Origin of the sequence: Glutamicibacter sp. TV12E, assembly GCF_052441935.1 — a bacterium.
In the GTDB taxonomy this organism is placed as follows: Bacteria; Actinomycetota; Actinomycetes; order Actinomycetales; family Micrococcaceae; genus Glutamicibacter.
Map to the genome: position 1 here is coordinate 2,457,453 of NZ_JBQVVF010000001.1, position 13,230 is coordinate 2,470,682.

A 13,230-nucleotide genomic window follows, 5' to 3' on the forward strand; every position below is an offset into this window, starting at 1 on the left:
ATGGAACTGCTGCAAGGACAGGTCCGCGGGCAATGAAAAATTTCGAATGCAGATGACCCATAGGGCGCCGAAGGGTCGTCAGATAAGGCAAATTCGGTGCTGTGACAAAACGCACATGGCATCGGGCGAACGGTGATTGCGTGTGACTGATGTGCGCGACAAGCGTTCCACCGCAGCAGCGTATCTGCTAAGAATCTACGGGATCAGTAGGCTAAATGCGATGAGGGGAGAAGGTTGGCGAATGCGGGGAAGCCAACGGTTTCTCGGGGAAATGGCATCGCTGGGGCCGGGCGTAATCCACGGGCGAAAACTATAGCACGGATTTGTGCACCGAGTATCGACAACCGGAAATTACTCCGGTAGAGTAGAAATTTGCGCCTTACTGTTTGCGCGCGCGACCTTCATATAGCGGTGGGTTCGTGCGGTCCCAAAAGAGGAACTGTCCTATGGCAGGTACCTTAGCACGGTAAGCGTTCGGAAACCTGACGGTCTTTGGAAGGATCCATCTTGGTCGCCTCGAGCAACCCTAACAACCAAACCGCTAGTTCGGCTCGCGATGCTGCATACGCTGGCCGACTTTCTTTTGCAAAGATTCACGAACCACTTGAAGTGCCTAACCTGCTGGCATTGCAGACCGAGAGCTTTGACCGCCTCGTCGGCAACCAGAACTGGGTAGAGCGTCTGGCCAAGGCAGAAGCCGCTGGAGACTTCAGCGTGCCCAACACCTCGGGCCTGGCTGAGATCTTCGAGGAAATCTCCCCGATCGAGGACTTCCAGGACACCATGTCCTTGAGTTTCTCGGAGCCGGAGTTCGCTGATCCCAAGTACTCGATTGCCGAGTGCAAGGACCGCGACGCCACCTACTCGGCACCGCTGTATGTCAAGGCCGAATTCATGAACAATGAAACCGGCGAAATCAAGCAGCAGACCGTGTTCATGGGCGATTTCCCGCTGATGAGCGAAAAGGGCACCTTCATCATCAACGGCACCGAGCGTGTCGTTGTGTCCCAGCTGGTTCGCTCCCCGGGTGCTTACTTCGAGTCCGCACCGGACAAGACCAGTGACAAGACGATCTACTCGGCACGTATCATCCCATCGCGTGGTGCATGGTTCGAGCTGGAAATCGACAAGCGCGACCAGATCGGCGTGCGCCTTGACCGCAAGCGCAAGCAGTCGGTCACCGTGCTGCTCAAGGCCCTGGGCTGGAGCGAAGAGCAGATCCTGTCCGAGTTCGGCCAGTACGATTCGATGCGCGCCACCTTGGAAAAGGACAGCATCAAGGACCAGGACGAAGCGCTGCTGGATATCTACCGCAAGCTGCGTCCAGGCGAGCCTCCAACGGTCGAGGCCGCTCAGGCACTGTTGAAGAACATGTACTTCGAGCCTAAGCGCTACGATCTGGCCAAGGTTGGCCGCTACAAGATCAACCGCAAGCTCGGTGTCGAGACCCCGGTTAACGCCGAGAACGCATCGGTGCTGGCACTTGACGACCTCGTTGCCATGATCCGCTACCTCGTTGCGCTGCACGCCGGCGAGAAGACCGTTCAGGGCACCCGCAAGGGCGAGATCGTTGACATCCCGGTCAACGTGGATGACATCGACCACTTCGGCAACCGTCGCATCCGCGCCGTGGGTGAACTGATCGAGAACCAGGTGCGCACCGGCCTGTCCCGCATGGAGCGTGTTGTGCGCGAGCGCATGACCACCCAGGACGTCGAGGCGATCACCCCGCAGACTCTGATCAACATCCGCCCTGTCGTGGCTGCCATCAAGGAGTTCTTCGGAACCTCGCAGCTCTCGCAGTTCATGGACCAGAACAACCCGCTGGCCGGCCTGACCCACAAGCGCCGCTTGTCGGCTCTGGGCCCAGGTGGTCTGTCCCGTGACCGCGCAGGCATGGAAGTTCGAGACGTTCACCCGTCGCACTACGGACGCATGTGCCCGATTGAAACTCCCGAAGGCCCGAACATCGGCCTGATCGGTTCGTTGGCAACCTACGGCCGCATCAACGCCTTCGGTTTCATCGAAACCCCATACCGCCGCGTGTCCAACGGTGTCGTCTCCAACGAGGTTGACTACCTGACCGCAGACGACGAGCTGCAGCACTACATCGCACAGGCCAACGCGCCTCTGGATGAGAACGGCCGCTTCTTGGAAGAGACCGTTCTGGTTCGTGAAAAGGGCGGTGGCGGCGAGCCTGTTATCGTCGACGCGGCTGAAGTGACCTTCATGGACGTTTCGCCTCGCCAGATGGTGTCGGTAGCTACCGCGCTGATTCCATTCCTCGAGCACGACGATGCCAACCGAGCACTGATGGGCGCCAACATGCAGCGCCAGGCTGTGCCGCTGCTGAAGTCGGAGCGCCCGCTGGTTGGTACCGGCATGGAGAAGTTCGCGGCAGTTGACGCCGGCGACTCCGTGGTGGCTTCCAAGCCAGGTGTGGTCACCGAGGTCTCTGCTGACCTGGTTGTTGTCATGAACGATGACGGCACCGAGTCGATGTACCCGATCATGAAGTTCGCACGCTCGAACCAGGGCAACGCCTACAACCAGCGCGTTCGCGTGTCCGAAGGCGATCGCCTGGAGTTCCAGTCGATCATCGCCGACGGTCCGTCCACCGACTCCGGTGAGTTGTCCCTGGGCAAGAACCTGCTCGTGGCATTCATGTCCTGGGAAGGCTACAACTACGAGGATGCGATCATCCTCTCCCAGCGCATGATCTTCGACGACGTGCTCACCTCGATCCACATCGAAGAGCACGAAGTTGACGCCCGCGACACCAAGCTCGGTGCCGAGGAAATCACCCGCGACATCCCGAATGTCTCGGAAGACATCCTCTCCCAGCTTGATGACCGCGGCATCGTCTACATCGGTGCCGAGGTTGAAGCCGGCGACGTGCTGGTAGGCCGTGTCACCCCTAAGGGCGAGACCGAGCTGACCCCGGAAGAGCGCCTGCTGCGTGCCATCTTCGGCGAGAAGTCCCGCGAAGTCCGCGATACTTCGCTGAAGGTTCCGCACGGCGAGTCTGGCACCGTCATTGGTGTTCGCATCTTCGACCGCGACAACGACGATGACCTTTCCCCTGGTGTCAACCAGCTGGTCCGCGTCTACGTTGCCCAGAAGCGCAAGATCTCCATCGGTGACAAGCTCGCTGGCCGCCACGGCAACAAGGGTGTTATTTCCCGCATCCTGCCACTGGAGGATATGCCATTCCTCGAGGACGGCACCCCACTGGATATCATCCTGAACCCGCTGGGTGTGCCAGGCCGTATGAACGTCGGCCAGGTTATGGAAATCCACCTGGGCTGGGCTGCCAAGCAGGGCTGGAAGATCGAAGGCGAGCCTGCTTGGGTTCGCGATCTGCCGAACCTGCCACGCGAGTCCGAGTCCACCACCGTGGCAACTCCAGTGTTCGACGGCGCTTCGGAAGAAGAAATCCGCGGCATCCTGGATTCGACCAACAAGACCCGCGACGGGGTGCGCCTGATTGGCAACTCCGGCAAGGCGAAGCTGTTTGACGGCCGATCCGGCGATCCGTTGCCAGATCCGGTTTCCGTTGGCTACATGTACATCTTGAAGCTCCACCACCTGGTGGACGACAAGATCCACGCCCGTTCCACCGGTCCATACTCCATGATCACCCAGCAGCCATTGGGTGGTAAGGCCCAGTTCGGTGGCCAGCGCTTCGGTGAAATGGAAGTTTGGGCACTGGAGGCCTACGGTGCCGCTTACACGCTGCAGGAAATCCTGACCATCAAGTCGGATGATATCCACGGTCGCGTTAAGGTCTACGAAGCTATCGTCAAGGGCGAGAACGTTCCAGAGCCTGGTGTTCCAGAATCGTTCAAGGTGCTCATCAAGGAAATGCAGTCGCTGTGCTTGAACGTCGAGGTACTTGGTACCGACGGCAACACTATCGAAATGCGTGAGTCGGACGAGGAATCGTTCCGCGCCGCTGAAGAGCTGGGCATCGACCTTTCACGGTCGGAGCCGAACTCCGTTGAGGAAGTTTAATTTGACGCCCTGCCTGCAGTGAACCTGCAGGCAGCGGCCGAGAATTCAACCCTCATTCGTATCGACTTCAGACACCACAGAAGAGAGAAAAGGACCATATGTCCAGCGATTCCTCATTCGGCCTCATGCGAATCAACCTTGCCACCGCGGAAGAAATCCGTGGATGGAGCTACGGCGAGGTCAAGAAGCCGGAAACCATTAACTACCGCACCCTGAAGCCGGAGAAGGACGGTCTTTTCTGCGAAAAGATCTTCGGCCCTTCCCGCGACTGGGAATGCTACTGCGGCAAGTACAAGCGCGTGCGCTTCAAGGGCATCATCTGCGAGCGTTGTGGCGTTGAGGTGACCCGTGCGAACGTTCGTCGTGAGCGCATGGGCCACATCGAGCTTGCAGCTCCAGTGACCCACATCTGGTACTTCAAGGGCGTTCCATCGCGCTTGGGCTACCTGCTTGACCTGGCTCCGAAGGACCTCGAAAAGGTCATCTACTTCGCTGCCTACATGATCACCGGTGTTGACGAGGCACGTCGCCACGCCGAAATGCCTAACCTGCAGGCCCAGCACGACCTGGAACTGCGCAACCTGGCGAACAACGCAGAAGCTGACAAGAAGGCTGTTGCAGCCGACCTGGAAGCCGAGCTGGAGCGCCTGGAAGCAGATGGCGCCAAGAACGCCGAGCTGAACAAGGCCCGTACCCTGGCCGAGAAGACCGTTCTGCAGATCGACAAGCGCGCCAAGGCCGAAGCCGAGCGCCTGCGTGCGGTCTGGGAGCGCTTCAAGGGCCTGAAGGTCGCCGACCTCGAAGGCGACGAAGGCCTCTACCGCACCATGCGCGAGAAGTACGGACTGTACTTCGAGGGCTCTATGGGTGCAGAAGCGATCCAGAAGCGCCTTGAGAACTTCGATCTGGCCGGCGAAGCTGAAGAGCTGAAGACCATCATCGAGAACGGCAAGGGCCAGAAGAAGGCCCGCGCCCTCAAGCGCCTGAAGGTTGTCAACGCCTTCCTGGTCAATGGCAACTCGCCTAAGGGCATGGTGCTTGACGCCGTTCCAGTGATCCCGCCAGAACTGCGCCCAATGGTCCAGCTCGATGGTGGCCGTTTCGCCACCTCGGACCTGAACGACCTGTACCGCCGCGTGATCAACCGCAACAACCGCCTCAAGCGCCTGCTTGATCTCGGTGCGCCAGAGATCATCGTGAATAACGAAAAGCGCATGATGCAGGAAGCTGTTGACTCGCTGTTCGACAACGGCCGCCGTGGCCGTCCGGTCACCGGTCCAGGTAACCGCCCGCTGAAGTCCCTGAGCGACATGCTCAAGGGCAAGCAGGGTCGTTTCCGCCAGAACCTGCTCGGCAAGCGCGTTGACTACTCGGGCCGTTCGGTCATCGTGGTTGGCCCGCAGCTGAAGCTGCATCAGTGCGGTCTGCCTAAGCAGATGGCCTTGGAGCTCTTCAAGCCGTTCGTGATGAAGCGCCTGGTTGACCTCAACCACGCACAGAACATCAAGTCGGCCAAGCGCATGGTCGAGCGCTACCGCCCGCAGGTCTGGGACGTTCTCGAAGAGATCATCACAGAGCACCCGGTATTGCTCAACCGTGCACCAACCCTGCACCGCTTGGGCATCCAGGCCTTCGAGCCACAGCTGGTTGAAGGCAAGGCCCTTCAGCTGCACCCATTGGTTTGTGGCGCCTTCAACGCCGACTTCGACGGTGACCAGATGGCAGTCCACCTGCCGCTGAGCCCAGAAGCCCAGGCTGAAGCCCGCATCTTGATGCTGTCCTCGCACAACATCTTGAAGCCTTCCGATGGCCGCCCAGTGGCATTGCCTTCGCAGGATATGATCATCGGATTGCACCACTTGACCACCAAGCGTGCCCAGGAGATCGGCGCCGGCCGCGTGTTCTCCACGATCTCCGAGGCCATCATGGCCAAGGACCGTGGCGAGCTGCACCTGAACGCACCGATCAAGGTCCGCGTGCCGAACTTCGTTCCTTCCGAGGAGCAGCCTGCTCCTGAAGGCTGGGAGCCAGGCACCGACGCATTGCTGGAGACCTCGCTGGGCCAAGTGCTGTTCAACGACACCCTGCCAGCGGACTACCCATGGGTTGCCCGCGTTGCCGGCAAGGATGCACTCTCGGAGATTGTCAACGATCTGGCAGAGCGCTACCCGAAGATCATCGCCGCAGCTACCCTGGATAACCTGAAGGATGCCGGTTTCTACTGGGCTACCCGCTCGGGCGTCACCGTGGCAATCTCGGACATCACCTCGAACATGGACAAGGCAGCCATCCTTGCGCCATACGAGGAACGTGCCGCCAAGGTGCAGGCTTCCTACGACAAGGGCCTGATTGCGGATACCGAACGCCGCCAGGACCTGATCGACATCTGGACCAAGGCTACCGACGAGGTTGCCGAGGCCATGAAGAACGGCATGGAAGAGTTGAACACCATTAACCGAATGGTGACTTCCAAGGCCCGTGGTAACTACCTGCAATTGCGCCAGATTGCCGGTATTCGTGGTCTGGTGTCCAACCCTAAGGGTGAAATTATTCCTCGCCCGATCAAGTCTTCCTACCGTGAAGGCCTGTCGGTTCTGGAGTACTTCATCGCGACCCACGGTGCGCGTAAGGGCCTGGCCGATACCGCACTGAAGACCGCAAACTCGGGTTACCTGACCCGTCGTCTGGTCGACGTGTCGCAGGATGTCATCGTTCGCGAAGAGGACTGCGGCACCAAGCGCGGCCTGACCGTTGCCATCGCGGATAACTCCGCGGGCATTCGTGTCAAGCACGAAACCGTTGAGAACTCGGCTTACACCCGTACGCTGGCCGCCGACGTCAAGGACGCCGAAGGCACCGTGCTGGCAACCGCCGGTTCCGATGTGGGCGACGTGCTGATCGAGTCGCTGTACAACGCAGGCGTGGATGAAATCCGCGTTCGCTCCGTGCTGACCTGCGACTCGGCTGTTGGAACCTGTGCACTGTGCTACGGCCGTTCGCTGGCCAGCGGCAAGACCGTGGACATCGGCGAGGCTGTTGGCATTATCGCCGCGCAGTCCATCGGCGAGCCTGGTACCCAGCTGACCATGCGTACCTTCCACACCGGTGGTGTGGCATCGGCTGACGATATCACCCAGGGTCTGCCTCGTATCCAGGAATTGTTCGAAGCCCGTACCCCTAAGGGTGTGGCTCCGATGTCCGAGGTCACCGGTCGCGTGTCGATCGAGGACGACGAGAAGCAGCTGCGTGTTGTGGTCACCCCGGACAACGGCGACGAGAAGCAGGCCTACCCGGTTCTGCGTCGTGCTCGCCTGTTGGTCGAGGAAGGCCAGAACATTGTTGCCGGTACCCAGCTCACCAGCGGTACCTTGGATCCGAAGCAGGTTCTTCGAGTCCTCGGCCCACGTGAAGCACAGAAGTTCCTGGTCCGCGAAGTCCAGGATGTGTACCAGTCCCAGGGTGTAGGCATCCACGATAAGCACGTGGAAGTCATCGTCCGCCAGATGCTGCGTCGCGTCACCGTGATCGAGTCCGGCGAGACCGAGTTGCTGCCAGGCGAGTTGGCCGACCGTTCGCGCTTCACCGCTGCGAACCGCAAGGCTGTCACCGAAGGCAAGCGCCCAGCTGCCGGTCGTGACGAGATGATGGGTATTACCAAGGCATCGCTGGCTACGGACTCGTGGCTGTCGGCTGCTTCCTTCCAGGAAACCACTCGCGTCCTGACCCAGGCCGCGATGGAAGGCAAGGAAGATCCGCTGCGCGGCCTGAAGGAGAACGTGATCATCGGTAAGCTGATCCCGGCCGGTACCGGTCTGGATCGCTACACCCAGGTCAACGTCGAGCCAACCGATGAGGCAAAGGCAACTTTGTTCACCGGCACCTCGGCCTTCTCCTCGGGTCTGTACGACGATGCGCTGGAAGGCGGGCTGTCGCCTGAATTCCGTGCCATCTCGATGGACGACTACGACCACGGTTCGGACTTCCGGTAAATTCCGAAAGAACACCGCTAGGTAGTTGACCCAGCGCCTGCCCGCACGAAAGTGCGGGCAGGCGCTGGGCGTTTAACCGCTGACCGCCAGGCTCGTGCAGGGAAAGGCGCGGTGCGGCGGGCAGCAACGCGCGATCACCCCTTGACATAGTTGAAAAATCATCTGGGAGATAAGGCAACTAGAGAATAAGTCGCAGTCGTTTGCGGCGGGGGAGAGGTGCTGCCCAGCGGGTTCATCTGCCCTTCGCCTGGGCGTCGGCCGCTGTTCGGCAGGGCGCGATAGCCTGAAGATGCGGGATTGCCGAGCCGGCGCAGTGCGCGGCCGCCCGGGGCGAGCACGGTGATCTCGGTTACTGGAGATGGTTGGCCAGCGGATTAATGCTAGACTGAAATCAATTGTTTTATGTGTGGCAAAATGGACTCAGTCCGGGTTGCGGGTAGGTTGCGCAACGAATGCCACACTTTCGCACGCCTAGGGACTTTTAGATCCTGGTTGAGCGGTAAAGCAAGCAGCTAGCTCCACGAAGGAAGCACCGAAACTCTACTAGGCAACAGTGCTTATGACGTGGTGCCGACAAACTTAGACAATGGAAGGACACGAAAGTGCCTACTATTCAGCAGCTGGTCCGCAAGGGCCGCTCGCCTAAGGTCGTCAAGACCAAGGCCCCTGCCCTGAAGGGCAACCCAATGCGCCGTGGCGTATGCACCCGTGTGTACACCACCACCCCGAAGAAGCCAAACTCGGCTCTGCGTAAGGTCGCACGTGTGCGCCTTGCCGGTGGCATCGAAGTGACCGCTTACATTCCAGGTGTCGGACACAACCTGCAGGAACACTCCATCGTGCTCGTTCGCGGTGGTCGTGTAAAGGACCTTCCGGGTGTTCGCTACAAGATTGTACGTGGTGCTCTGGATACCCAGGGTGTGAAGGATCGTAAGCAGGCTCGTTCCCGCTACGGTGCAAAGAAGGATGGTAAGTAATGCCTCGTAAGGGTCCGGCGCCAAAGCGCCCACTAGTTTCTGATCCAGTCTTCGAATCCCCATTGGTCACCCAGCTGATCAACAAGGTTCTCGTAGACGGCAAGAAGTCCACTGCAGAGCGCATTGTTTACGGTGCACTCGAAGGTGCCGCTGCAAAGTCCGGTACCGACGCTGTTTCGACCCTCAAGAAGGCCATGGACAACATCCGTCCAGCCCTTGAGGTTCGTTCCCGCCGTGTCGGTGGCGCGACCTACCAGGTTCCTGTTGAGGTCAAGCCAGGCCGTGCAACCGCACTGGCATTGCGCTGGTTGGTTGGCTACTCGAAGGCTCGCCGCGAGAAGACCATGATCGAACGTTTGATGAACGAGATCCTGGATGCATCGAACGGTCTGGGTGCCGCTGTGAAGCGTCGCGAAGACACTCACAAGATGGCCGAGTCCAACAAGGCCTTCGCACACTACCGCTGGTAAGAAATGCTTGAACACGCTGGGCATCAACCGATGCCCAGCAGTTCCGGCCTCACCTTTTAGGGAGACAACGTGGCACAGGACGTGCTTACTGACCTGAACAAGGTCCGCAATATCGGCATCATGGCCCACATCGATGCCGGTAAGACCACTACTACTGAGCGCATCCTTTTCTACACGGGTGTGAACCACAAGCTCGGTGAGACCCACGACGGTGCGTCGACCACCGACTGGATGGAGCAGGAAAAGGAACGCGGTATCACCATTACCTCCGCGGCCGTGACTTGCTTCTGGAACAAGAACCAGATCAACATCATCGATACCCCAGGCCACGTTGACTTCACCGTTGAGGTGGAGCGTTCGCTGCGCGTGCTCGATGGCGCCGTTGCCGTATTCGATGGCAAGGAAGGCGTTGAGCCTCAGTCTGAGACCGTTTGGCGCCAGGCTGACAAGTACAACGTTCCTCGTATCTGCTTCGTCAACAAGATGGACAAGCTGGGCGCTGACTTCTACTTCACCGTAGATACCATCATCCAGCGACTTGGAGCCAAGCCGCTGGTTATGCAGCTGCCAATCGGCTCCGAGTCCGAGTTCACCGGTGTCGTTGACCTGCTGACCATGAAGGCATTCGTTTGGGAAGGCGACGCCAAGGGCGACGTCACTATGGGTGCTGCTTACGAAACCCGCGAAATCCCTGCCGACTTGGTTGAGCGTGCTGAAGAGTACCGCGCCAAGCTGGTTGAAGATGTCGCTGAGGCATCCGAAGAGCTCATGGAAAAGTACCTCGAAGGTGAAGAAATCTCCGTTGAGGAACTCAAGGCTGGCATCCGCAAGCTGACCGTGAACTCGGAAGCCTACCCAGTATTCTGTGGTTCGGCCTTCAAGAACCGCGGCGTTCAGCCAATGCTCGATGCAGTCATCGACTTCCTGCCAAACCCACTGGACGTTGGCGCCACCATCGGTCACGATCCGAAGGATGAAGAAGTTGAGCTGACCCGCGAGCCTTCAGAGGACGCACCGTTCTCGGCACTTGCGTTCAAGATCGCCGCTCACCCGTTCTTCGGTCAGTTGAACTTCATCCGCGTTTACTCCGGCAAGGCAGAGTCCGGCGCACAGCTGCTGAACTCCACCAAGGGCAAGAAGGAACGCGTAGGCAAGCTCTTCCAGATGCACTCCAACAAGGAGAATCCGGTAGAGGAGATCCACGCAGGTCACATCTACGCTGTGATCGGCCTGAAAGCCACCACCACCGGTGACACCCTGTGTGATCCAGCCCACCCAATCGTTCTCGAATCGATGACCTTCCCGGATCCAGTGATCTCTGTGGCCATCGAACCAAAGACCAAGGGTGACCAGGAAAAGCTGTCGACCGCTATCCAGAAGCTGTCGGCAGAAGATCCAACCTTCACCGTGTCCCTGAACGAAGACACCGGCCAGACCGTCATTGGCGGTATGGGCGAGCTTCACCTGGACATTCTGGTTGACCGCATGAAGCGCGAATTCCGCGTGGAAGCAAACGTTGGTAAGCCACAGGTTGCATACCGTGAAACCATCAAGAAGGCTGTGGAGAAGGTTGACTTCACCCACAAGAAGCAGACCGGTGGTTCGGGTCAGTTTGCAAAGGTCCAGGTCTCGTTCGAGCCTCTGGAAGTTGTTGACGGCGTAACCTACGAGTTCAAGAACGCCGTGACCGGTGGTCGTGTTCCTCGTGAGTACATCCCATCCGTTGACGCTGGTATCCAGGACGCAATGCAGTACGGTATCCTCGCAGGCTACCCACTGGTTGGTGTCAAGGCTACCCTCATCGATGGTGCGTACCACGATGTTGACTCCTCGGAAATGGCCTTCAAGATCGCTGGTTCGCAGGTATTCAAGGAAGGCGCACGCCGCGCTAACCCTGTTTTGCTTGAACCGCTGATGGCTGTTGAAGTTCGTACCCCGGAAGAGTACATGGGCGACGTTATCGGCGACCTGAACTCCCGTCGTGGTTCGATCACCGAGATGTCCGACGCTGCGGGTGTCAAGGTCATCCGTGCAGGCGTGCCGCTGTCTGAGATGTTCGGTTACATTGGTGACCTGCGTTCGAAGACCCAGGGCCGTGCTGTTTACTCGATGACTTTCGACAGCTACTCCGAGGTCCCGAAGGCAGTTGCCGACGAGATCATCCAGAAGTCCCGCGGCGAATAATCGCTTCGGAACCAAAACTTGGCCGTGACCCCCATTGTGGGGAAGTGGCCGATCGCGGAGCCGGCTTCAACGCCATTGAGGCCGGCCCCGCAAACGGCCAACGAGGGATTTGCATCACATGCAGGGCCCGCAGAGGACCGAAATTTCCAAAATTATCCACGCCCCCAGTAGACTAATTGAAGTTCGTTTGCGAACCGCGCAGACGAAAAAAGTCTTCTGTAAATGTTTCTAGGAGGAACTTGTGGCAAAGGCAAAGTTCGAGCGCAACAAGCCGCACGTCAACATTGGTACCATCGGTCACGTTGACCACGGTAAGACCACTCTGACCGCAGCTATCTCCAAGGTTCTGGCTGAAAAGTACCCAGACCTGAACGAAAAGCGCGACTTCGCTAACATCGACTCGGCTCCAGAAGAGCGCCAGCGCGGTATTACCATCAATATCTCGCACATCGAGTACCAGACCGAGAAGCGTCACTACGCACACGTTGACGCTCCAGGTCACGCTGACTATGTCAAGAACATGATCACCGGTGCTGCTCAGATGGACGGCGCAATCCTCGTGGTTGCTGCTACCGATGGTCCAATGGCTCAGACCCGCGAGCACGTTCTGTTGGCCCGCCAGGTTGGTGTTCCAACCCTGATGGTCGCACTGAACAAGTCCGACATGGTCGACGACGAAGAGCTGCTCGAGCTCGTGGAGATGGAAGTTCGCGAACTTCTGTCCTCCCAGGGCTTCGATGGCGACGACGCACCAGTTGTTCGCGTTTCCGGCCTGAAGGCTCTGGAAGGCGACGAGAAGTGGGTTGCAGCTGTTGAGGAACTGATGGAAGCTGTTGACACCTTCATTCCGGACCCAGTACGTGACCGTGACAAGCCATTCCTGATGCCTATCGAGGATGTCTTCACCATCACCGGTCGCGGTACCGTTGTAACCGGTCGCGCCGAGCGTGGCACCCTTGCCATCAACTCGGAAGTTGAGATTGTTGGCATCCGCCCAATCCAGAAGACCACCGTTACCGGTATCGAGATGTTCCACAAGCAGCTCGACGAAGCATGGGCAGGCGAGAACTGTGGTCTGCTGCTTCGCGGTCTGAAGCGCGACGATGTTGAGCGTGGCCAGGTTGTCGTAGCCCCAGGCTCGATCACCCCACACACCAACTTCGATGCAAACGTCTACATCCTGTCGAAGGACGAAGGCGGACGTCACAACCCGTTCTACTCGAACTACCGTCCGCAGTTCTACTTCCGCACCACCGACGTAACCGGCGTTATCACCCTCCCAGAGGGCACCGAAATGGTTATGCCTGGCGACAACACCGAAATGTCGGTTGAGCTGATCCAGCCAATCGCTATGGAAGAGGGCCTCGGCTTCGCAATTCGCGAAGGCGGTCGCACCGTTGGTTCGGGCAAGGTCACCGCAATCACCAAGTAGTCATTACTTGATGATTTAGATCCATAGAGATCTGAGAATTCCCCCAGCACTATTACAGTGCTGGGGGATTTTTTTGCGCTAACAAGCAATTCGAACTAGTGAATATTTCTAGAAGGTGGTCCAATTAGAGGGCGCACTGAAAATTCACTAGGGGAGTGGCATCG

At 58.7% G+C, this 13,230-nt stretch carries 6 protein-coding genes; all 6 read left to right on the plus strand.

Translation table 11 applies throughout. The features are described from left to right. Nucleotides 1-507: 507 nt before the first annotated feature. On the plus strand, nt 508-4,014 hold the full coding sequence (gene rpoB / locus ACT7DV_RS11540; RefSeq protein WP_444662699.1) for a DNA-directed RNA polymerase subunit beta: 3,507 nt from the start codon (nt 508-510) through the stop codon (nt 4,012-4,014). A gap of 98 nt (nt 4,015-4,112) precedes the next feature. Continuing rightward, nucleotides 4,113-8,003, plus strand: coding sequence for a DNA-directed RNA polymerase subunit beta' (locus tag ACT7DV_RS11545; RefSeq protein ID WP_444662701.1), 3,891 nt, complete (start codon nt 4,113-4,115; stop codon nt 8,001-8,003). A 602-nt stretch (nt 8,004-8,605) separates the two neighbouring features. Then, nucleotides 8,606-8,980 (plus strand): 30S ribosomal protein S12, encoded by a 375-nt coding sequence (rpsL, locus tag ACT7DV_RS11550; protein WP_047119685.1) that lies wholly within the window; start codon nt 8,606-8,608, stop codon nt 8,978-8,980. Further along, on the plus strand, nt 8,980-9,450 hold the full coding sequence (gene rpsG / locus ACT7DV_RS11555; protein ID WP_022874142.1) for a 30S ribosomal protein S7: 471 nt from the start codon (nt 8,980-8,982) through the stop codon (nt 9,448-9,450). The genes rpsL and rpsG overlap by 1 nt, the downstream gene beginning before the upstream one ends. 69 nt (nt 9,451-9,519) lie before the next feature. Then, entirely contained in the window at nt 9,520-11,634 is a 2,115-nt protein-coding gene (fusA, locus tag ACT7DV_RS11560; RefSeq protein WP_444662703.1) for an elongation factor G, read from the plus strand. 241 nt (nt 11,635-11,875) lie between these two features. Next, entirely contained in the window at nt 11,876-13,066 is a 1,191-nt protein-coding gene (tuf, locus tag ACT7DV_RS11565; protein WP_060702225.1) for an elongation factor Tu, read from the plus strand. The last annotated feature ends 164 nt before the right edge of the window (nt 13,067-13,230 follow it).